We start from the raw sequence: 22341 nt of genomic DNA on the forward strand, positions 1-22341 counted from the left end.
TTGAACTGACGGTGGCATCCTTTCGTGTTATGGCAGGCGACCTCACCTACACCATAACGCCTTAATTCTGATAATTTCTGTTTCTACTGGCCGATTTGCCACTGAGCCAGAAATTAAAAACGCGGTATTATAGCGATCCTGCGCCTTGTCGTCGAGACAGCGTCTCGCCTGAAAAGTACGTCATCATCAAACCTTTCACACAAGATAGGGGCAAAAATTCCATTTACAAGGGAAAACCCCAAAAAAATCGCGGGGCATTACGAATTTTTGACCGTGAGCTGAATTATTCGGTTTATTTCACAGCCGATTGATGTTTTTTGCTTCAATCACAGCGTCTCGTACAACGCCAGCCAGTAGCGCGGACTCTCCAACTCCAGCCTGGCCGCTTCAATACACCGCTGGGCAACCTGCGCCGGCGTCACCCGTTGGGTACTCCGGCTAAGGTGATCCAGCATCGTGAACTCGCCCCATTTGTCAGCCAGCCGCCTTAAGTGATGCTGAAGATTGGCCAGGGCTGCGCGCTGCGCCGGGGTGGTCAGTGTCTGTCTGGCCAGTTCACACCAGCGGACCTGCAATTTCCGCTGGGTGAGAAAGATCCAGTGACCAAAGATATAAAACGGCTGATTCAACGCTTTGACCTGCGCCATGCCCTCAAGATAATGGTTGACGGCGGCCATACCGGCATCGTTCTGGCCCGTGGTCAGGTAAGCCACATTCTCGACGACATCCTGGCGGATCTCGGCCATGGACAGGTGCGGTGACGGCACCCCGACCCGCTTCACCTGGTAACAGTTAAACACCCCTTTCAGGTTCAGCATCCCGTCAAAGCAGGCACTGACGTCCTGCATCGCCACCGGGTCGTCCTGGACATCCTGATCGCTGAGCAGGAACCGATTCTGAGCAGGGCAATACCGGGTCAAAAAGACGATATGCTCATAGCCACGGATCAATTGATATTGATATCTCGACGGAATGTACCCCATATCAAAATCACACAACACCGGACGCTGACGGCTGAACCGGTCACCAATGTACTCAAGCAGCGCGGCAAACTCAGTAAAAGGGATCACCTCAATGTCAAGCCCACACCGCTCACGCAGCAAATCAGCCATTTTCCCGTCGACATGACGGGCATGAACATCCAGATACGGCCCCGTCTGGTCGCGGAAAAACTCAAACCGGGCAAACCGGGTTTCGGGATGGATCAACGCCGGGTGCGAATGATGCTCGGGCCGAAAAGAAAAGCTGTGCTCGGCGAATAGCTTGGCAATGGACGGCAACGGCGCCTCAATCGAGGCCAACGTATAAAGGCCGAAGATGAAACAATTCGGTGGCGATTCCAGGCTGTTCGGATCGAAAGCAAAACGCGATTGCGCCAGCTGCGCAAAATCCGTCGGAGCAATATTCATTTCGGTGTGCATAGTTATCCTCAGAAAATTCGGTAACCGCCATCGACTGTGATGACATCGCCGGTGTGGTAACGGCTCTCCTCAGACATCAGATACACCGCCAACGGGGCAATATCTTCCGGCGTGGCCCAGCGCCCGAGCGGGATCCGCAACCGGCGGATTGACTCATACTGACGGCGATCTGCCAGCACATCCCGGTTCATCTCCGTTTCCACCCAACCGGGCAAGACACTGTTCACCGTAATCGCTGAGGCAGCCAGCTCCAGCGCCAGGGAGCGACACAACGAGGTAATGGCCGCCTTCCCCGCACCATAGTCGGCAAAGCCTGCCGTCCCTTTCACCGCAGACAAACTCGAAACCGCCATCAAGCGCCCTCCTTCTCCCTGACGACACAAATGCTGCGCCGCGTGCTGCAACGTTGCAAACGTGCCGTGCAGGTTGGCCCCGACATGTGCCTGCCACGCATCCCAATCCATGTCGCAGACCGCCTGCCCGCTGCCGCGGCTACCGGCATTGGCGACACAACCATACAGCGTCCCCTGCCAGGCCAGTGCCGTTTCAAACAGTGCCGCGACCGATTCGGGGGACGTGATGTCGCATGACACCAACCGGACCCGCTCCGGCGCCGCGGCAAACGCTGCCAGCACATCCGGATATTGTGCCGGCTGGCGGGCCGTGATCACCACATTCGCCCCCTGCCCATGAAGCGCCCTGGCAATCGCCAACCCAATGCCCCGGCAGCTGCCGGTCACCACAATGGTCTTTCCTGTTAAATCAAACATCACTACCCTTCTCTAGCTCGTGGCACTTTCATAATGGCGAATTGCCCGACGCCAGCACACCCGTGTCAGCGCCAACAGCAACACGGGGGCAGCGATCCCCCAGGCCAGCTCTCCACCGGACAACCGATCCAACACAAACAGCGGCGACCAGTTGGTCACCAGGAAGATGGGGATCACCACCGTGCCAACCAGTTGAACCGGCCTGAGGTGGATCCGATGCGGCAGATTATTGAAATCCCACATCGCCCAGTAAAACGCCTGCAAGGCGGAGATATTTTTAAACTTGAACGCCAGCATCAGCGGCAGGACGAAGATGGCGTACATGGTCACCACGCCCAGCAGCAAATAGCCGATGAACCCGAGCAGATTGACAGCCGAGAGCGGAATGGCCGACGCTTGCCAGCCGTATATAATGAGCCCCAGCCCGGCAATCACATTCGGCAGGGTGATCCAGGTATCGACATGCCGGAGGGTGGCCATAAACTGGGAAGACACCGGCTTAGTCAGCAACAGATCGAAATCACCGTTCCTGATTTGCAGATCAAAACCGATGATGTTGAATTGCAGCATACTGACGAAAAAAAACCGTCATCAGCATATAGGTGCCGATAAACAGATAGATACTGCTGGGTGGCAATCCCGCAATATGTACCCCGGTATCATGGACGATATAGGCATAAAGCAGCTTCACCCCCAGATATCCCAGTTCAACCATCACATTCAGGGCAATGTTGACGCGATACTCCAACTGGCGCATCGCATTAACTTTGAGTAAAAATAGGTAGATATTCAGGTGCTTGATCAGTTCACGTCCCATCCTCATCCCCCGAGCGCAATAAAGTGTTTGCAACCCCGGTTCCAAACCAGGCGTGACAAGCTAAACAGCCCGATAATCCAGGCCCCCTGGATCGCCACTCCGATCATCAAATCGCTGCCGGTGACCCGTCCCAACACCACTTCAATCGGAAAAAAAACCACATACTGGAATGGCAGATAGCGAAGTACGGCCATGCCCGCCTCACCAAACACCGTGAGCGGAAACACACCGCCGGACAGCACCAGGCCGACAATCCGAATCGACTCGAATACGCCCCACACTTCCTGCATCCAGAACGCCGCCAGCCCGATGAGGTAGAAGAGAAAAAACTGAATGAAGAACGCCCCGCACAAGACACCCAGCATCCGGAAGTAGTCAGACAAACTCACCGCCATCTGGAGCCAGTGGTTGAGTAACACCGCGCATCCCCCGATCAGCAACAGGGTCGCCGTAAAATAGCCCAGATTCTGCCCCACAAAGGCCGCCAGCCGATAAACCGAATACGACAAGGGCTGAGTCAGAAAGCGATTGAGCCCCCCCTCCTTAATATCCGTCGCCACCTCATACTCAAACCCGGTTCGCAGCGCCTGACTGACCAGCGCCGCAAACAAGGCATAGGCCATCATTTCCTCATAACGATAGCCGTACACTTGCTCGGCCTGGGTATAAGTGAAAATTGCATGCCAGAACATCACTTGCAGCAGTAACGGAAACCCCGCGGCTAACACACTGATCAGATAGTTCAGCCGGTAGGCCAGCGACATTTGCAGTCCCATCTGGCTGACAAACAGATACTTCCTCATGCCGGAACCTTTTGTGCCAGATACAGGCTCTCCAGGCAATGCTCCAGCGGTAGCTCTTTGATCTTGATATCCGCCACATCCGCCTGCGCCAAGACCCGGGCCAGGATGGTCTGAGACTGCGCTTTGCTGATCTCAATCACAATCTCATTCCGATCCGCTGCAATGATCCGGCCGTACTGGGCAAACACCTGTTTTTCGATGGGCGTATGGCTGTAGACATGCAGGTGGCGCTTGGCACCGACCACATCCCCGAGCGCCTCAAGACTGCCGTCATAAACTAACTGCCCGCCGCTGATCACAATCCCCCGCTGACACAAGGTGGCAATGTCGACCATGTTATGGCTGGTCAGCAGCATGGTGGTTCGCTTCTCTTCGGCCAGAGTTTTCAAAAACGCCAGGATCGCCCGCTGCGATAAAAAATCCAGCCCCAACGTCGGCTCATCGAGAAAAATCACCTCCGGCTGATGCAGCAGCGCAGCGATCAGCTCGAGCTTCATCCGCTCTCCCAGCGAGAGCCGCCGCACCTGGATGTCCAGCAAATGCCGGACGTTGAGAATTTCACTCAGTTCCCCCAGCGTTTGCTGATACGCGCGATCCTTGATTTCATAGATGCGTTTATTGAGCTCAAAGCTGTCAATCGCCGGGAGATCCGGCCACAGTTGCTGCTTCTGGCCCATGATGATCGAGAACTTGCGCTTGAAGGCTTTTTCACGCGCCCAGGGCACGTACCCCATCACCCTGGCGTGCCCGGTACTGGGATGCAAAATACCGGACAACATCTTCATGGTGGTGGTTTTTCCGGCCCCGTTCGGCCCGATAAACGCGACGATTTCACCTTGTTCGATCTCAAAGGACAAGTCGCGCACCACCAGCTTGCTGAGCTGCTCCCGGCCCCACAGGTTTTTGAGCGACGCCATCAGTCCGGATTGCTTGCGATAGTAGAAGAATTCCTTGCCCAGCTGGTGCGCGGAGATATAAGCCATACCGGTCACCTTTTATTCGGATCTGCATAATAGCGAGCGCAGGAGCCGCAGATAGGAAACAGTCCGCCCTGGCGCAACAACTGATGGCGGAAATTTTTCATATGGCCGCCGTTCCAGATCTCGGACACACTCTGTTCATAGATATTGCCGAGCGGGACATCATAGAAGGTATGACAAGGCGTAATGTCGCCATTCGACGCCACTTCCATGTAGATCCAGGGGAAAAAACACTTGTCACGTTGATCCGCCATGTCTGCGTACTGTTTGGTGAAATATGCCCGGTAATTCTCGCTGGCAATGGTTTTGGGGTAGCACACAAAGTAAATGCCGCGCTTTTTACATGCCTGCTCGACCCAATGGATCTGGGCCTGAATGGCTTCGAAATCCATCATTTCAAACTTGCGCGGATCATCCTGCATCCCGGCGGCACAAGGCGTTTCCTCAACCCCGAACAAACGGCGAAACAGCTGACGATGCTGGTCATGTTCATGCGCCGTCGCATACGTCTGAAATTCAATACTGATGTGATCCACCATGTCCAAATCCAGACAGTTTTCAAAGAATCCCTGAATATAAAGGTGGGTCAGCGGCGTCACGATAAAGGTATAGCCGATTTTCGGCTCTTTCAGCCCCTTGCGCTCGCGCAACTCAAACAGGGTTGCTACTCCTTCCTGCACGTTGCGATAGACATTTTCGCCGCGCTGGGCGTCATTAATTTCCTCCGGCCCATCCAGCGATACCCACAACCGGTTCGGCGGGGTCTCAACCAACATCTCCGCCTTGCGCTTTAAAAAGGTGCCATTGGTCGGGACATCCACCCGGGCGCCGCCCTGACGGATCCGGCCGACGACATCCTCAAACCACGGATACATCATGGGCTCACCGCCAAACAGGGCAAAGTAGGGTTTGACCGGTAGACATTCATCGATGACCCGCAGCACAGCGTCTTTATCCAGCCGGGAGATTTTCCGCCCGTGATAGGCACCGTTTTCTCCCCACTCGTAACACATTTTGCAACGCAGGTTGCAGGCATCCGTGAGCTGGAGGGTGACCCAGACCGGCAGTTTATTTTGTAAGATATTTGTATTCGACATCACACTTCCTTTCCTGATTGGCTCAGCCGGTGCTGTAAAGCAAGGTGCACTTGGCACAGACGGGCATCAGCCCACAATGCAGCTGTTTGCGAAAAGCCTGGTACGCCGCGCTGTGCCAGACTTCCCGCACCGGCAGCAACTGCAGATTCCCGACATCCAGCTCGGGAAAAAACTTGCATGAGGTGACATCCCCGTTGGGCAGGACATCCAGCCGGTTGCGAATCGCACTGCAAAACGTTTTGTTTTCAGCGGGTTTGGTACTGCCAGCAACAAAATCAGGGACCTCGTGAGGTTCAAGATTGGGATGAAAACGCACCCGGCAATCCCAGGTTTGAGCACTGATACGAGCGATATCGTCAAGCAGCGCGGGGATGTTGCTGTCGCTTAAATGGTAGGTATAACCGTGCCAGCTGTATTCCCGGGTCCCGGCCAGCCGCGCCTGCTTCCAGGGCAGTTGCTCCCCGACCCATTGATCCATCTGCTCGGCAACCTGAGACGGGATATACCAGGGAAACACCAGGTACACACTGTCGATGCCCAAATCGGAAAAGTAGCGGACAAACTCAAACAGCTTGCCGACCATGCTGTCGCTGATCGTCAGGCACAGCGACACTTTACCGGCAAACGCCTGGCGTTGGCGCTGTTCCAACAAGGTGCGAATGATACGCTCCACCCGCCGGAACACCCCTTTGCCGCGGATCGCATCATTTTCGGCCTCCAGTCCATCCAGGCTAATGAGCAGCGCCAGCCGCTCATCAATCCGGGAAAGTTGCGCCAGGTGCTTTTCAATCAGCAATCCATTGGTGCAAATGGTGACCCACCTCGGGTGCTCGATGAAGCGATCCATCAGGGCTGCCATCTGCTTGTACATCAGCGGCTCACCACCCCAGAGATAAAACGGCGCCTGGGTCGATTCTGTGGCCCGCAGCAGTTTGTCGATGATCGCCAGATCAACTTCCTGCGAGCGGACATCTCGCTCCATTTGGTGGTGATAGCCTTCATCATTCCACTCAAAGCAGTGCTGACAGCGCAGGTTACACTGATTATTCATCTTCACCCCAACCTGGTGCGGCATCTCGGCCGCCCAGTTTGCCCGCTGTTGCAGCCCCCGCTGGGTGGACGAAATCTGCTTCACCCGCGCCTTCAGCCGGGCAAAACTGCGTTCATCCAACTTCTGTTGCGTTTTCGTTTGCATAGGTTTCTCCGTAAACAGCCCGATTGCCGCGCATCGCCAGCAACGCCTGATGACAGCGATAGAGTGGTGCCAGAGCAAAGCCCCGGGCTTTCCAGTCCTCAAAGCTCAGGGCGAAACCGCGTGAGATCCAGGCCCGGCCATTGGCCGCTTCATAATCGCCAAACGGGGGCAGCAGCACGAGCGGCGTCGCAGTTGCCATACTGTCGATCAGGCTTGCCCCGCCGGGTTTGGTGATCAACGCCCGACAACGAGACAGCAGTTGCTGAAAAGGTGGCTCGTCCGGACGCCGTGCATTTGTCGCTCGACTCAGCCCACCAGTCCTTATTTCCGTCTGGCCAAGCAGCGTCTGCGATGGGTATTGCCCTCCGGCAGCGCAGCCGTGAAGCCAAGGGAGCCAATCCGGATCGGTCAACAGGTGCCAGTTTTCGGCATCGGCATCGGCATCGGCATCGGCAAGCGAGGATTGACCCTGCAACAAGGTATAACGCGTGCGCAGCATGGCGATACACGCGTCGAGATCCCCGATGTCCCAACCACCACCATGCACCGCGACCCGTGACTCCCGTTGTGCCCAGTCCACCACAGGTGGCGGCGGCACCAGAAACTGCTCGTTCCCTTCGGCAAGCAAGTGATGGTGTTGCAGACCACCAACCTCACCGGGCTGCCAGGAGAGAGACGCCGTTACATCCACATGTACCCCATGATAAACCGGTTGGTTTTCTCCCGTTTTTCGCACACCTTGCGCCGCCTGCAGCTCGGAAATGAATGACAGCCAGAACCCACTGAAGAGAAACACGTGCTCCGGCGGACAATGCTGCCATTGCGCCTTGAATACTTGCCATTTGTCAGCATCAATCGCCTCACGGATCGATCCCGGACTGTGGCTCAGCCAGCGTTGGGTCAGCAACGCCGTACGCAAGCTTCGCCGGCATTGCGTCTTGGTCTTTTCCAATCGGACCAGAGCTTGCGGTGTGTAGAGCTGCTCTAAGGCATAGAAACGAACAGAACGCTGTTGTCGTTGAAGCCATTTCGACAGCGCGACCGCAGGGACAAAACTTCCCAGCCCACTGCTGGCGGTTAAAATCGCAATCGTGCCAGATGTCATAACAATCGGGCTCCCTGATCCGCGAGTGCCGCAGCGAGCTGTGCTTGCTGCGCATCATCCTCAGGCTCCACTTGCAACAGATAAAGCCGCCCAATCCGTGGCGTTTCGCCCGGCAATTGCACGCAGCGACTATTCAACGGGACATACCCATATTGGTGCTCACCGGTGACCAGGCAGCCTCGCCGCGCCAGTTCGTCCAACAGCTGTCGGATATCGAGCGGCTGGCTGTATTTGACACTGACTTGCTGAAACCGCACCTCACCGCCGACGGCAAGACGGGCGAACCAATCCTGTGCAATACCGCCCATCGATTCTCGGGCATTGATCTCGACAACCGGTACGATTTCCCCACTCGTCAACAGCATGGAATCCACACAAACCGGCCCCCAATACCCGTCCTGATACAGCCGGGCAAGTAATGGTCGCAACAGCTCGGGGTACCCATGCGCCCGGATGCGCTGGAACAGGCCATCGCCCATCGCCTTCACCCCGGAGAACTTCAGGTTGTCGTTGGTGATTTCCGAGAGCCCGAGCAAAGTGATATCGCCGCCCCGGGTGATCTGCCATTGGCTGGAAAAATCGACCTCTTTCTCCACAAACGGCTCGGCGATGAGCCCCACCTGCCGGCCAGCCGCAACCTGGCACAGCAAGTGCTCCCTGACGCGCTCCCAAATGGCCGGATGACGCACCACCAAGCTGCCTTTACCGGAGACACCAAACGGCTCTTTTAAAATCATCGGCAGGGCGTGGGCATTCAGCGCCAGCAGCGACGATCGCGTTGAAACGATCTCCCCCAATTGCGGGATATTCAACTGACGGCAAACCTCGACGGCATAGCGCTTGTCGTTGACTTTCACCACAGCGTCAAAAGATGGCAGATGCGCCGAGCTTGCCGTGCACTGATAGGCGGCCGGTACACAGGCAAACGGTCGCTGTCGGCCTTGATGAGGTAGCCCGTGACACAATACTGCTGCCGCTTCCGCCCAATGGGGCATTCCGGCGGCCAGCCAGTCCTCAGGATTGTCAAAGGCAGAGGTACGTGAAGACGCAAGGCCCAAACTGGCGTGATACCCGACTAACGCCTGATCCGGCGCAATTACAGTGAAGACCTGTTCCGCCGCAGTGCGGGCAACCTGCACTTCATCCAGGCAAGACAGCTGGGAATCAGCTTGTGCTGCGACAAAGCTCGGTAGCGTCACCAGAGTGGGATCCTGCCATAAGGCTTCAGCCTCAAAGCAGGCCCATCGGATCTCAATGCTCATCCGCGGCCACTTCACACTGCTGCTGGGCAATAAACGTCATCAGGGCTTGCGTACTCTGCATGATTGAAAAATCCAGCTGGTCAAAATCAAGCCTGAGGTCAAACTCGACTTCCAGTTGCAGAAGAAAGTCGATGATATCGAGCGAGTCCAGTCCCACATCTTCAATCAGGTGGCTCTCTAAAGTGATGGTCTCTTTCAGGGAAGGATCTTTTTTGATTTCGGCGATCAGCGTGGTGATTTGCTCAAACATAGTCTTCCTTTACAGGCGAATTAACAGATTGCTCTATTTTTTTCACTATCAAAGAAAGTTGTCTATTGATGAATCAGCCATAAATCTGTTTCTTCGGCTGACTCTTCAATATAATGAAAACCTGAAGTTCATCAGGGATTTGAGACGTGATATCCCCCGGTGCCATAACAAAACCCTCAGCGGACAGGGATAAAATCTGCTAAGGCAGGGCAAGGCCAAAACGAAAAAGCCCCGACAAGCAAAAAGCTTATCGGGGCTTTCAAAGAATGGCACGCCCTACAGGATTCGAACCTGTGACCACATGCTTAGAAGGCACGTGCTCTATCCAACTGAGCTAAGGGCGCACGGCGTGCGTAACAAAAGTTACGGGACGGGATTATACGTTGCCCGTCTCCCACGTCAACGCTTTTTGCCGGAAATTTCCCTTCGCTACGACCAAGCGGTTAAAGGAGCAACAATTTGATTCAATTCACGAAATTCAGGTCATGCAGACAACATGGCTCCCAGCCGTATTAAACATGGTTGCAGTACATCTCACGCCGACCGGCCGCCTCTCATCGCGCCTTCCTCCAGACAAACACCAAAAAGCAAACGTTTGCGCTAGACCTATCCCCCATTCTCTGCGACAATAACGCCGCTCAGTTATTAACAGCTCAAAGGATAAACATGGCCGCTCAAATTATTGATGGAAAACTGATTTCACAAACTGTTCGTCAAGAAGTTGCTGCACGGGTAAAAGCGAGAACCGAAGCTGGGCTGCGTGCCCCTGGGCTTGCCGTTGTCCTTGTCGGGGAAGATCCCGCTTCGCAAATTTATGTCGGCAGCAAACGCAAGGCCTGTGATGAAGTCGGCTTTACCTCAAAATCGTTCGACCTTCCGTCGACCACAAGCGAGACTGAGCTGCTGGCACTGATCGATGAGCTCAATGCCGATCAGAGTATCGATGGGATTCTGGTCCAGTTGCCGCTCCCGGCCGGGATCGATGCCACCAAAGTTTTGGAACGAATCGATCCAGAAAAAGACGTCGATGGTTTCCATCCTTATAATGTCGGTCGTCTGTGTCAGCGGATCCCGAAACTTCGTTCTTGCACCCCAAAAGGGGTAATGACCCTGCTTGAGCGCTATAACATTCCGGTTCGCGGCAAACATGCGGTGATTGTCGGCGCGTCCAATATTGTTGGCCGACCAATGACGCTGGAACTGCTACTGGCCGGTGCGACCACCACCACTTGTCATCGTTTTACCCAAAATCTGGAGCAACATGTTCGCCAGGCCGATATTCTGGTCGTTGCCGTGGGCAAGCCGAACTTTATCCCGGGTGACTGGATTAAGGCCGGTGCAACCGTACTGGATGTGGGGATCAACCGCCTGGATAACGGTAAACTGGTTGGTGATGTCGAGTATGACGTCGCCCGTGAAAAAGCCCGCCATATCACCCCGGTACCGGGCGGCGTTGGCCCGATGACCGTTGCGACCTTGATTGAGAACACTCTGCTTGCTTGTGAGCAATACCACAGCGAAGACGAATAAGTACCGAAAATGACGTAAAGCATCATCCCAGGTTAAAAACAAAAAGCGAAAGGTGGCCCCTTTCGCTTTTTCGTGCGCTTCGCCGGCGGACAACACGAACCGCCACACGGTGGTCAGCATGGGCTAACACTCATGCAAACTAAAATACGCTGAACCGAGCCACTATAGGCTTTTTGCCATAGCCTTGAGGTAGCTGGTAAAGTCTTCACCCAACGTCTCGTGGCGCATGCCGTACTCAACGAAAGCCTGCATATAACCCAGCTTACTGCCGCAATCATGGCTCTTACCGGACATGTGGAACGCATTTACCTGGGTCGATTCCATCAGCATATCAATCGCATCGGTCAGCTGAATTTCATCACCGGCACCGACTGGCGTTCGCGCCAGCAGCTTCCAGATTTCAGCCGGCAAGACATAACGACCCACAATGGCCAGGTTCGATGGCGCTTCTTCAACGGGGGGCTTTTCAACCACCTTGCTCATGGCAGCTGTTTCGCCAGGTGCAAGGTCACTGCCATTAACATCCGCCACGCCATAACTTGAGACTTCAGACATCGGCACCGGCTCAACCATCACCTGGCTAATGCCGGTCTCGTCAAAGGCCTTAACCATGGCGGCCATGTTCTCCTGGCGCAAATCACTGGCGGCATCATCCAGGATCACATCCGGTAACACCACGGCAAACGGCTCGTCTCCCACCAGCGGATACGCGCACAGCACCGCATGGCCCAGCCCTTTTGCCTGTCCCTGACGGACATGCATAATGGTGACATCTTTCGGACAAATGCTCTGAACTTCTTCCAGGAGCTGGCGCTTGACCCGCTTCTCCAGCGTGGCCTCCAGCTCAAAGGAGGTATCAAAATGGTTTTCAATCGAGTTTTTCGACGAATGGGTCACCAATACGATCTCTTTGATACCAGCCGCCACACACTCGTTCACCACGTGCTGGATCAGTGGTTTGTCAACAATCGGCAACATTTCTTTCGGAATCGCTTTGGTTGCAGGCAGCATCCGCGTACCCAAACCAGCAACCGGGATCACCGCTTTACGGACAGGGGAAGTTGTAGACATTTTTTATTCCATTAATCAAAATTCGGCCAAACTATATCAAACCACCAAGAAAGTAGCGACCACTCAGCCCGACGTAAATATGCAGAGTTACTTCTTCACTAGATCTTCATTTTGGACACTGACTTTCACCGGTTTGCCCAGCAAATTAATCAGCATAAAGGAGCGCTTTTCCCCATCCGGCTCCTGATAGATGGCTTCAATCCCTTTGAACTGACCTTGGGTCAGCTTCAGGCGTTCACCAGGTTGCGGCAAGTTGGAAAGCTTCGCCTGATACTCTTCGCAGTTTTCGTTCATCATCAACCCATAAATCAGATCCGGATGCACAATTTGCGGCCTTGCCCCCTGACTGATAAAACTGGCCACGCCACGGGTTGAGCGAATCGTGGTATAACTGATCTCTTCCGGATCAAAATAGACAAACATATACCCGGGAAACAAGGGCTCACAACTCTCAGTTCGCTTTCCCCGCACAATCTTCTGCACAGTCACCTGTGGGTAGTAACACTCAACGCCTTGACGATCAAGATTGATCACTGCGCGCTCCTGCTCACTGCGCTTACAATATAGAAGGTACCAATCTTTCATCTGCTTCTCTTTTCATTGACGCCAAACGTCTCAATTATATACCCAAACCACTTTCAAGTGGCAGGATTCAGCTTCTCTTGCTCGCCACGACGTGAGGAAACAACATCGCCGCTCCACAATATGATTTCAAATCACGCGGCGATACCGTGGTGCGCGGTTCCTCGAGAAAAATAAGATTTCACTTTTGTCTGCATTTCATGCAGTTACTTATAAATCAAACAGTTACATCGTCATTTGATTATTCCAACCTTTCGTGAATTTGCAGTTTAAAAGTTTGTGGATTATAAGGTAAGCCAAATTTTGCAAAAACACTGACAATGGATTACAGAGTAAAATCATGAACAATGGAAATAGTGGTACCCTGCTGGGACATCCGAAAGGGTTATTTTTGCTGTTTGGGACCGAGTTATGGGAACGATTCTCGTACTATGCCATGCGAGCCATCCTAGTCCTGTACCTGACCGATCAAACCATCCATGGCGGCCTGGGATGGTCCACTCAGGATGCTTTGAGCCTGTACGGGGTTTATACCGGTCTGGTCTATATTACCCCGCTGATCGGGGGCTGGATTGCCGATAACTTTTTAGGTCAACGCCGCTCCATTATTATTGGTGGCCTGCTCATGGCATTGGGGCAATTCACCCTGGCGCTGCCCAACAGCATGGTCGACCCGCATGCCGTCACCGCCTTTTATCTGGGGCTTGGCCTGCTGATTATCGGTAACGGCATGTTCAAGCCGAACATCTCAACCATGGTCGGCGATCTGTACCAGGAAGGGGATAACCGCCGTGACGGTGCCTTCACTATTTTCTACATGGGCATCAACCTGGGCGCACTGCTGGCGGGTATTATCGCAGGCTCCGCTTCCACAGCCTACGGTTGGAAAGCCGGCTTTATTGCTGCCGGGATCGGCATGGTGATCAGTCTGGTCACCCAGTTGATCTTTGCCGAACGCCTGCTGGGCGATGTCGGAAAAGTTCCTGCAGCCAAGCGCGCAGCAAACATGAACAAATCCGGTCAAAAAGAGCCCCTGACCAAACAGGAAATGGATCGGCTAAAAGTGATTATGATCATGGGCCTGTTCGTGGTGGTATTCTGGGCAGGCTTTGAGCAAGCCGGTGGCCTGATGAGTATTTATACCCAGGAATACGCTGATCGCATGATTGGCAGCTTTGAAGTTCCGACGGCCTGGTTCCAGTCACTGAACCCATTCTTCATTATCACCATGGCACCGATCCTGGCTTCGCTGTGGGTGAAAATGGGCCCGAAAGAGCCAAGCTCACCGGTCAAGTTTGCCATGGCGCTGTTTATGCTGGCTGTGGGATTTGTCTGCATGATTGGCGCAGTCCTGCAGCAAGGCGGTGACCTGACCGCGAAAACGTCAATGCTCTGGATCGTTGCAGCCTACTTCTTCCACACCATGGGGGAGCTGTGCCTGTCGCCGATCGGTCTATCGATGGTGACCAAACTGGCGCCGCTTCGCCTGGCTTCCCTGATGATGGGGGTTTGGTTTGGATTTAATGCCGTCGCCAACTACGTGGCCGGTATTATTGGTGCCCAGGTTGGTGAAGCCGGCCCAATGGCGATTTTCAGCGGTATTGCAATTGCAGCGGGCCTCTCCGGCGTGATTCTACTGCTGCTGTCCAACCAGCTAATCCGCTGGATGCATGGCGCCGAAGGAAAAGCCGTTGAAGCCACTCCGCAAAGTGCTGAGCCTCAGCCCGCTAAAGCATAATACCAATCACAGTACATAAGTGATCAGAAATAACAGAAAGCGGAGCCTGAGGCTTCCGCTTTCTGTTTGATCCCTGTCCCTTCCCCCATCGATTCCTAAAACAAGCCAGGCTTTAGGAAGATGACTTTATTAGATCTTGGGGTTAAAACCCACAGCGCTTAATCGTCAGGCTGAAACTGGCTGCGCCAATCTCGCTGAGTGACAGCCGCCCGCCCGATTCGGAGAGTTGCAGCTCAATCGTGTCATTTTGATAGGCATTGGTGCCGAGCCAGGGTTGGGCAACAATCTCTTTACGCTCATCACTGGTTTGCAGCACAGCCGCCAAGCCAGTCGAAGTCACGCTCAAGCTCTTGTCGCAAGCATCAAAAATCCCGAACAGCGCCCGGATCGGAGATGCATAACCGGAGTGCTTCATCCCCTGCTCGATCAACCGAAGCAACCCTCGGATATCCCGCTCATCTGCCATCCGGTTACGTAGATAATCATTAAAAAATGCCCGGATCAGCAAAGTCGTCGCCGTACCGTTCTCGGTATCCGACGCAGAGTCCACCAGATAAAATGCCAACCGACCATCCATGAGCCAGGTATAATCAAGCAACACGGGCTGCACATCGGCCGACTGGAGCACACAGTAGCTCAGCTGCCAGTCCCCCTGCTGCGACTCCGTTTCCGGCATCAGCCCCAGCAATAACTCTCTTGCCGCCTTCGGGTTCGCCTTCAGCTCTTCAATATGCCATTCTAACTCTTCATCAATCCCCGAGTTTTCTTCTCCGACCTCAAACCATTGGCTGGCGAAATCCCGATTATCCGCAACCGAATCTTCACTGCGCAACACGCTCAACATAGCCGACTTCAACACCATAATGTTATCCAGCGGCTTGATCAGAAAATCTTTGACCCCATGTCGCAGCGCCGTCGCCACATCAGCCATATCGCCCGTACCGGAAATCACAATCACCGGCACCATCGGGTACTGGATTGACACCTCTTCGACGAACTCCATTCCGGTCAGCACCGGCATCGCCAAATCACACAGCAGCACATCAGGGATACTCTCCCGTAATGCCTGCAGCCCTTCAAGTCCATCTTCCGCTTCACGCACGTGGCACCCCTGGCTTTTCAAAAAGCCAGTGATCATACTGCGAAACACAGGATCATCTTCGACGACAAGAACATCTTTATCCTCAAGCAAAGTCTGTGCCCTCCATGAGTGATGATGAGCCGTATCCTGATTTTGCTCAGGAGAATGAACAGTACGGTCTGGAGATATGCGCATGAAACCCCGGCCAGATAATGAACCTATCAAAAGCATAGGTCGGAATTTGTGGCCCGTCACAAGGATTCACGAATCCTGACCGGAAATTATTGAGTTATGCAAACGATCTCAAATTTTGCGTCACGATTTTGTCGTCTGCCCGGCTCTAAAAAGGTGAGCTTCAGATATTGATTTACAGCAAATCTTATAATGATAATGTCATTTGTTGACACATTTTGTTATACAATTCTCAATTGTTTAATTTCAATGATTGTAGAACTATGAAGCTTGACGATCTGAACCTGTTCCGCCTGGTTGTTGAACATGGCAGCTATACTGCCGCCTCTCGGAAAACCCAAGTGCCGGTCGCAACCCTCACCCGGCGGATTCAGGCGCTGGAAGAGTGTTTGAGCATTCGCTTACTCAACCGTCATGCCCGCAAGCTGTCTCTGACAGAGGCCGGCCAGAAGTTTTACGATGACTGTAGCCCACTATTACAGCAGTTGGTGGACACCACCGAGCATATCAGTGAGGAGTGCAAAGGCGCAGCCGGCAAACTGAAAATTGCAGCACCTTCCAACCTGACCAAGGTGATGTTGCAGCCTATGCTCAATGCCTTCATGCGCGAGCATCCGGCCATCAGTATTGTGCTACAGATGAGCAATGAGCCAGAACAACTGGATCCGACGGACTGGGATGTCATTTTCCGGGTTGGCCCGCAACGGGACTCAACCCTCATTGCCCGTCGGATTAATAGCGTCAAAGACATTCTGGTTGCCAGCCCGAAATACCTCACCCATCAGCCAGAACCGAAGCATGCTCAGGATCTCCACCAGCACGCCTTACTAAAAGGACGACCACTGATGCGCTGGCGATTGACCGACCATAACGGTGAGACCGTCACCGTTAGTGAGCGCGGTCGGTTTGAGGCCAATCAGCTCAATGTGGTCCGCAAAGCCTGCGTCAGCGGCCTGGGTATTACCCTGATGCCGGATGTCATGCTGGAGAAATATATTGCCTCCGGCGAGTTGGTCCAGATCCTGAAAAACTGGTCTGCCAACCCCCGCGATGTGTATCTGATGTATAACCACCGTGATTATCAACCGGAAAAGCTGCGCTTGTTTATTGAATTTGCCAGCAGCTATTTCAAGCTTTAATTCATGTCTATCTCATTAAACATCTGGCTATTTTAACAAGATTGATATTGCACCTGCCGACCCGGGGAAACCCGTGAAACGGCAGGTGAATTTCTTGCCAAGCCAACGAACCCAGACTAAACGTTAATAGGACGTGTTGATGTTTTTAAACGAAACAGGCTCAGATGGGAGCCCTGAGCCTCAAGTCAATACGCCCTAAACCGAATAGAGCTAATTGCCTGCACCCCGGCAGCACGCCGTCACAACGAACCCAGGCACTCAGGACAGTAAATTTTTCTGTTCGGTTTCGCATAAGAACACAGCCGGAATAAGAGGATCGTGTTCTTGGGGAAAATAACCTTATGGTGCAAGATAATGCGCCGAGAAATGAGGAAACGTTATGATTCTGGGACATTTATTCGGGCTTTATACGCATCCGAAACAAGAGTGGCATGCCATTGACAAGGAACACGAAGGTATACAAAGCAGCCTGTCACATATCTTGCTTATTGCTCTGCTGCCCCCTATCTTTGCGTTCATCTCCAGCGTTTTCATCGGCTGGCGGATCGGTGTCGGTGAGCCGATCTACCTGACCCAAGGCAGCGCACTGGGAATGAGTGTTGCAATGTACTTTGCGTTGATCGCGGGTGTGTTCGCACTGGCCTATTTAACTTACTGGATGAGCCATACGTTCGGTTCAACCCCAACCTTCACCCAGGCACTGGAACTGGCCGCTTATACCGCCACACCGCTCTTTATGACCAGTATTGCAGCGATTTATCCGCAAGTCTGGTTCCTGATGATTGCCGGTCTGGCTGGGGTCGCCTACTCGGTGTACCTGCTCTATACCGGCGTGCCCATTTTGATGCACATTCCGGAAGAGCGCGGCTTTATTTACGCCAGCTCTATTGTGACCTGCGGCTTGGTGCTCCTGGTCTCAATCATTGCCAGTACAGTGATTCTGTGGAACATGGGTCTTGGCCCACAGTTCAGCCATTAGGCATCGGCTGAGCTATCAAAACGCATCAGCAAAAAAAGCGAGAGGCATTATACCTCTCGCTTTTTAGTATTCTTCGCTCAGCTCAAGATAGCGTTATACCAATCACAGTAAGTGCTCATCCTAGCGTTTTAACAAGCTAGGATGAGCAGTTAGTTACTACGATTGGTATTAAACACCTTCATTATGCAGTTCAAGGTTAGCCAGATCCTGCTGGATCTCACGCTGGTGCTTGGAGTCTTCGCTGCGAAGCCCCTCCAAATACTCCAGGTATTGCTGACTAACATCCCCCGTCACATAGGAGCCATTAAAGACCGAGCTCTCAAACTGAGTGATGTCCGGATTACCTTCCGAGACCGCAGCGACCAGATCTTCCAGATCCTGGAAAATCAAGCCATCGGCACCGATCATCTGACAAATCTCATCAACTTCACGGCCATGGGCAATCAACTCATTGGCACTTGGCATATCGATTCCGTAAACATTCGGGAAACGAACTTCCGGAGCCGCAGAAGCCAGATAAACTCTTTTCGCACCAGCTTCACGTGCCATTTCAATAATTTGTTCTGAGGTGGTACCGCGTACAATCGAGTCATCCACCAGCAACACGCTCTTGTCCTTAAACTCAGAGCGAATGGCATTAAGCTTGCGGCGCACAGACTTACGACGCATCTGCTGGCCCGGCATAATAAAGGTCCGGCCAACATAGCGGTTTTTGACAAACCCCTGACGATATGGCTTGTCCAGTGTACGGGCAATTTCAAGTGCGCTGTCGGTGGAGGTTTCCGGAATTGGGATCACCACATCGATATCAAGATCTTCCCACTCCCGCTTGATTTTCTCACCCAGCTTCACGCCCATCCGCACCCGGGCACCATAAACCGACACCTTATCGATAAAGGAGTCCGGGCGGGCAAAGTAAACAAACTCAAACACACAAGGCGTCAGGACCGGATTATCAGCACACTGCTCAGTGAACAACTCACCGTCAAAGGTAATATAAACCGCTTCTCCCGGCGCCACATCACGGACGAAGTCAAAACCAACCGCATCCAGCGCGACCGACTCGGAAGCAACCATATACTCGGTTTTGCCTGCAACTTCCCGCTTGCCCAAACAGAGCGGGCGAATGCCGTGAGGGTCACGGAATGCGATGATACCGTGACCGATCAGCATCGCCACCACCGCATAAGCGCCCTTCACCACCCGGTGCACTTCACGGACAGCAGCAAAAATTTCACTCGGGCTAATAGGATAAGAGGGGGCTTTTTCGAGTTGGTTGGCAAGAACATTGAGCAAAATTTCCGAATCAGAGGTCGTGTTGACATGGCGTTTGGTTTGCTCAAACAAGGTTTCCCGGATCTCAGCCGCATTGGTCAGGTTTCCGTTATGCGCCAGCGCCAGACCATAAGGCGAATTGACATAAAACGGCTGTGCCTCCGAAGCGCTCGAGCTGCCTGCCGTCGGGTAACGGACATGGCCAATCCCGACCTCTCCCTGCAGGCGTTGCATGTGTCTGGCTTCAAACACATCCCGCACCAACCCATTTGCTTTACGCAGACGGAAACGATTGCTTTCCAGAGTAACAATACCGGCAGCATCCTGGCCGCGATGCTGTAGCACAGTCAGTGCATCATAGATAGACTGGTTGACCGGGGTTGACCCCACGATTCCGACAATACCACACATGTCCTAAATCCTCGTCACGCATTAAGTGCAATGATAGCAGTATTCTGCTGCCTTTATTTTTCAGCGGGGACCCGGTTGCCCGGATCCCCGCTGAAGTCAAGCACAATCAGTCAACTGCCTGGTTTCCGATACTAGAATGCACCGGGCAAAAAGCTTGATGTTTCTTTGAGGTAAGTGAAGAACCATTCAATCACCACCCCAAACTGCGGGATCAGCTGCGACTCTTTCCACCAGTCGGCATCAGAAAACCCGGTAAAAGCATCGATGAAGAACAACAGGGCCGAAACAATCAGCACCCCACGCACGCCTCCAAAGACCACACCCAGAACCCGATCCGTACCTGACAGGCCGGTTTTCTGGACTAGCTGTCCGATCACATAGTTCACCACTGCCCCGACAATCAGGGTCGCGATGAATAATGCGGCGATGGCGCTACCCTTGCGTAGCATCTCATCCTGAATATTTGTGAAGTAAGCTGCCAGCTCAGTATAAAAGTTACTGGCGACAAAAAAAGCAGCAAACCAAATCACAAGCGACAATGCTTCTTTTACAAAGCCACGGATCAAACTGACCAGTGCCGAGAAGCCTATTACGCCTAAAATTACGTAATCAATCCAGATCATCATTGGTTGTATTCGTCTTGTTGGTGCGTATTCTAACAGAAAAAATGAGAACGCAAACGTTTACCTAGGGATTAAGTGGGTTAAATCTGAGCAACTGACCTTTCAGGCCAGTTAATTTTTCCAATTCTTTGATCTGCGTAGCCAGCTTGTCTTTGGAGAGATCCGGTCCGACAACCACCCGCGCTAAATCCCCTTGTTTGGGCTTTTTGGGAAAAACATGGGCCTGGTAGCCGGCATCCCGCAAGGTCGCCACCAGCTGATGAGCATTGTCAAACTGACGAAATACGCCGAGCTGAACCACCCAGCCGCTATCCTGAAGCCCTGCTTTTGGCGCCTGCTCCGGCTGCGGCTCAACCTGCAGCGGCTCATCCGGGGCCTGGTTCTCGTCTTCGATCACCACGCTCACCGGATCCGGGGGCAGCTCAACCTCGGCAAACTCAGGCTCAGGAATGGTTTCATACTCGACCGCTTCATCCATTTCCGGCTGCAGCGGAATACTGGCAAACTGCTCCTGATAGTGCTGTTTCTTGCCGTCGAACAAATCCGGCAGAAAGATAACCCCGATCGCGACCAGGATAATGGTCCCGACCAGCCGGCTTTGGAATTTACTCGCCACGTCTACTCCTGTGTTGCTGCAATATGGCTGGAAATCTGACCGACAGTGTAAAACGAGCCAAACACGATTACCATATCCGCATCAACAGCCTGTGTCAGCGCTGTGTCATAAGCCTGCTCCGGCGTCTGGCAAACATGAATTTCCTGTCCAGACAGGTGCTGAACAATCTCATCCGCCGTTGCAGCCCGTGGCCCTTGCAGCGAAGCTGGATACCAGACATCCACGACCGAACGCAGTTCAGCTATCGTTGCTGCAATGTCTTTGTCATGCAACATCGCGACCACAGCATGAATGCGCTGTTTTTGCTCCCGCTGCTGTATCGCCGTCAGCTGCTGGGCAAAATACTGCGCTGAATGCGGGTTATGCGCCACATCCATGATCACAAGGGGTTTCTCAGAGACACGCTCCATCCGGCCCGGCAGCTTGGCTTTGGCCAAACCGGCGGCAATATGCTCATCGCTCAGTTCAAGATCGGCCACCCCCAGCGCCATCAGGGCCGTGGCTGCATTGGGCAGCGGCAATGACGGCAAAGGCAGGCCCTTCAAGTCAAACGCGCCGCACTGCCAGTCCCAACCGCCGTCGTGCTGACGGTAGTTAAACTGATACCCGACCTGGTACAGCTCCGCTCCGATATCATCGGCGTGTGCCGGAACACTGGCCGGTGGATTGGGCTGGCCGCACACAGCCGGCTTATCGGTCCGGAAAATTCCTGCTTTTTCGTAACCAATGACTTCAATATCATCGCCTAACCAGTCGACATGATCGACCGCTAAGCTGGTGATCACCGACACATCATGATCCGCCACATTGGTCGCATCCAGCCGCCCGCCCAGGCCGACTTCCAGAATCGCCACATCCACCTGATGGGTGCGGAACAGCTCCAGTGCGGCCAGGGTGCCGAACTCAAATAAGCTCAGACTGGTGTCTTCGCGATACTGCTCAATTGATGCAAAAGCACGGCTGTGCTCGCTGTCAGCCAGCTCCTGGCCGTTAATTCGGACCCGTTCGTTATAGCGCACCAGATGTGGTGAGCTGTACACGCCAACTGTATAACCGGCAGCAAGTAAAATCGCTTCGAGGATCGCACAGGTCGAGCCTTTGCCATTGGTTCCGGCGACGGTGATCACCCGCGGTGCAGGTTTAGTGAGATCGCCGCGACGGGCAACGGTCATCGCGCGGTCTAAACCGAGATCGATGGCGCTGGTATGCAGGTTTTCCAAATAGGTCAGCCAGGCGGCTAAAGAATCTGTTGCTTGTGGTGCTGTCAGTCCGGACATTCTTTATCGTTCTAATAAATCACTAATAAAAGGGACTTTACCACTGAATCGGGGGGAAGTTCATGCAAACCAACGAATAATTTGCGGGAAACGCGCCTTGGTTTGCATGTTTTGGCGCCGTGCCATC

General features: G+C 53.5%; 22 protein-coding genes and 1 tRNA gene. 4 read left to right on the plus strand and 19 right to left on the minus strand.

Features of this window, described 5'->3' with window-relative positions:
* Positions 1 to 326: 326 nt before the first annotated feature.
* From NNL38_RS11315 to NNL38_RS11370, 12 genes are all read right to left on the minus strand, one after another.
* Positions 327 to 1421 (minus strand): hypothetical protein, encoded by a 1095-nt coding sequence (locus tag NNL38_RS11315; protein ID WP_255388140.1) that lies wholly within the window; start codon positions 1419 to 1421, stop codon positions 327 to 329.
* Between the two features lie 8 nt (positions 1422 to 1429).
* A complete protein-coding gene (locus NNL38_RS11320) occupies positions 1430 to 2191 on the minus strand; it encodes an SDR family NAD(P)-dependent oxidoreductase (RefSeq protein ID WP_255388141.1) in 762 nt (253 codons plus the stop codon).
* Between the two features lie 12 nt (positions 2192 to 2203).
* Complete coding sequence (locus NNL38_RS11325) at positions 2204 to 2761, minus strand: ABC-2 family transporter protein (RefSeq protein ID WP_255388142.1); 558 nt, start codon at positions 2759 to 2761, stop codon at positions 2204 to 2206.
* Positions 2733 to 3008, minus strand: coding sequence for a hypothetical protein (locus NNL38_RS11330; RefSeq protein WP_255388143.1), 276 nt, complete (start codon positions 3006 to 3008; stop codon positions 2733 to 2735). Before NNL38_RS11330 ends, NNL38_RS11325 begins: the two co-directional genes overlap by 29 nt.
* Before the next feature lie 2 nt (positions 3009 to 3010).
* Positions 3011 to 3811, minus strand: coding sequence for an ABC transporter permease (locus tag NNL38_RS11335; protein ID WP_255388144.1), 801 nt, complete (start codon positions 3809 to 3811; stop codon positions 3011 to 3013).
* Positions 3808 to 4794 carry an ABC transporter ATP-binding protein gene (locus NNL38_RS11340; protein WP_255388145.1) on the minus strand — a complete coding sequence of 329 codons (987 nt, stop codon included), beginning with the start codon at positions 4792 to 4794 and terminating at the stop codon, positions 3808 to 3810. Before NNL38_RS11340 ends, NNL38_RS11335 begins: the two co-directional genes overlap by 4 nt.
* Positions 4795 to 4799: 5 nt before the next feature.
* Positions 4800 to 5888 (minus strand): radical SAM protein, encoded by a 1089-nt coding sequence (locus NNL38_RS11345; protein ID WP_255388146.1) that lies wholly within the window; start codon positions 5886 to 5888, stop codon positions 4800 to 4802.
* Between the two features lie 22 nt (positions 5889 to 5910).
* A complete protein-coding gene (locus NNL38_RS11350) occupies positions 5911 to 7083 on the minus strand; it encodes a radical SAM protein (protein WP_255388147.1) in 1173 nt (390 codons plus the stop codon).
* Positions 7052 to 8188: a hypothetical protein gene (locus tag NNL38_RS11355; protein WP_255388148.1), complete on the minus strand. Its 1137-nt coding sequence runs from the start codon at positions 8186 to 8188 to the stop codon at positions 7052 to 7054. Before NNL38_RS11355 ends, NNL38_RS11350 begins: the two co-directional genes overlap by 32 nt.
* Positions 8185 to 9450: an ATP-grasp domain-containing protein gene (locus NNL38_RS11360; RefSeq protein ID WP_255388149.1), complete on the minus strand. Its 1266-nt coding sequence runs from the start codon at positions 9448 to 9450 to the stop codon at positions 8185 to 8187. The genes NNL38_RS11355 and NNL38_RS11360 overlap by 4 nt, the downstream gene beginning before the upstream one ends.
* Entirely contained in the window at positions 9440 to 9700 is a 261-nt protein-coding gene (locus NNL38_RS11365) for a phosphopantetheine-binding protein (RefSeq protein WP_255388150.1), read from the minus strand. Before NNL38_RS11365 ends, NNL38_RS11360 begins: the two co-directional genes overlap by 11 nt.
* A gap of 267 nt (positions 9701 to 9967) precedes the next feature.
* Positions 9968 to 10044: transfer RNA gene (locus NNL38_RS11370), tRNA-Arg, on the minus strand.
* A 322-nt stretch (positions 10045 to 10366) separates the two neighbouring features.
* Here NNL38_RS11370 and folD point away from each other — a divergent pair.
* A complete protein-coding gene (gene folD / locus NNL38_RS11375) occupies positions 10367 to 11230 on the plus strand; it encodes a bifunctional methylenetetrahydrofolate dehydrogenase/methenyltetrahydrofolate cyclohydrolase FolD (protein WP_255388151.1) in 864 nt (287 codons plus the stop codon).
* Positions 11231 to 11392: 162 nt separating this feature from the next.
* Here the strand turns inward: folD and galU are convergent, their stop codons facing one another.
* Entirely contained in the window at positions 11393 to 12301 is a 909-nt protein-coding gene (gene galU / locus NNL38_RS11380; RefSeq protein WP_255388152.1) for a UTP--glucose-1-phosphate uridylyltransferase GalU, read from the minus strand.
* Between the two features lie 87 nt (positions 12302 to 12388).
* Positions 12389 to 12886 carry a transcription/translation regulatory transformer protein RfaH gene (gene rfaH, locus NNL38_RS11385; protein ID WP_255388154.1) on the minus strand — a complete coding sequence of 166 codons (498 nt, stop codon included), beginning with the start codon at positions 12884 to 12886 and terminating at the stop codon, positions 12389 to 12391.
* Between the two features lie 337 nt (positions 12887 to 13223).
* On the opposite strand from rfaH, the gene NNL38_RS11390 reads away from it, so the two are divergent.
* The gene (locus NNL38_RS11390; RefSeq protein ID WP_255388155.1) at positions 13224 to 14621 is read left to right on the plus strand and encodes a peptide MFS transporter; all 1398 of its coding nucleotides are present in this window, start codon (positions 13224 to 13226) and stop codon (positions 14619 to 14621) included.
* A 142-nt stretch (positions 14622 to 14763) separates the two neighbouring features.
* Here NNL38_RS11390 and NNL38_RS11395 read toward each other — a convergent pair whose 3' ends face one another.
* Entirely contained in the window at positions 14764 to 15813 is a 1050-nt protein-coding gene (locus tag NNL38_RS11395) for a response regulator (RefSeq protein ID WP_255388156.1), read from the minus strand.
* A 344-nt stretch (positions 15814 to 16157) separates the two neighbouring features.
* Between NNL38_RS11395 and NNL38_RS11400 the strand changes: the two genes are divergently transcribed.
* Both NNL38_RS11400 and NNL38_RS11405 read left to right on the plus strand, forming a co-directional pair.
* On the plus strand, positions 16158 to 17033 hold the full coding sequence (locus NNL38_RS11400) for a LysR family transcriptional regulator (protein ID WP_255388157.1): 876 nt from the start codon (positions 16158 to 16160) through the stop codon (positions 17031 to 17033).
* 379 nt (positions 17034 to 17412) lie between these two features.
* The gene (locus NNL38_RS11405) at positions 17413 to 18012 is read left to right on the plus strand and encodes a Yip1 family protein (protein WP_255388158.1); all 600 of its coding nucleotides are present in this window, start codon (positions 17413 to 17415) and stop codon (positions 18010 to 18012) included.
* Positions 18013 to 18180: 168 nt separating this feature from the next.
* On the opposite strand, the gene purF is transcribed toward NNL38_RS11405, so the two are convergent.
* The 4 genes from purF to folC all read right to left on the minus strand — a co-directional run bounded on the left by purF (position 18181) and on the right by folC (position 22214).
* On the minus strand, positions 18181 to 19698 hold the full coding sequence (gene purF, locus NNL38_RS11410) for an amidophosphoribosyltransferase (RefSeq protein WP_255388159.1): 1518 nt from the start codon (positions 19696 to 19698) through the stop codon (positions 18181 to 18183).
* A 131-nt stretch (positions 19699 to 19829) separates the two neighbouring features.
* Positions 19830 to 20321: a colicin V production protein gene (gene cvpA, locus NNL38_RS11415; protein ID WP_255390625.1), complete on the minus strand. Its 492-nt coding sequence runs from the start codon at positions 20319 to 20321 to the stop codon at positions 19830 to 19832.
* A gap of 64 nt (positions 20322 to 20385) precedes the next feature.
* Positions 20386 to 20937 carry an SPOR domain-containing protein gene (locus NNL38_RS11420; RefSeq protein WP_255388160.1) on the minus strand — a complete coding sequence of 184 codons (552 nt, stop codon included), beginning with the start codon at positions 20935 to 20937 and terminating at the stop codon, positions 20386 to 20388.
* A 2-nt stretch (positions 20938 to 20939) separates the two neighbouring features.
* Positions 20940 to 22214 (minus strand): bifunctional tetrahydrofolate synthase/dihydrofolate synthase, encoded by a 1275-nt coding sequence (gene folC / locus NNL38_RS11425; protein WP_255388161.1) that lies wholly within the window; start codon positions 22212 to 22214, stop codon positions 20940 to 20942.
* Positions 22215 to 22341 lie beyond the last annotated feature (127 nt).

This window comes from Photobacterium atrarenae, from assembly GCF_024380015.1.
GTDB classification, from domain to species: Bacteria; Pseudomonadota; Gammaproteobacteria; order Enterobacterales; family Vibrionaceae; genus Photobacterium; species Photobacterium atrarenae.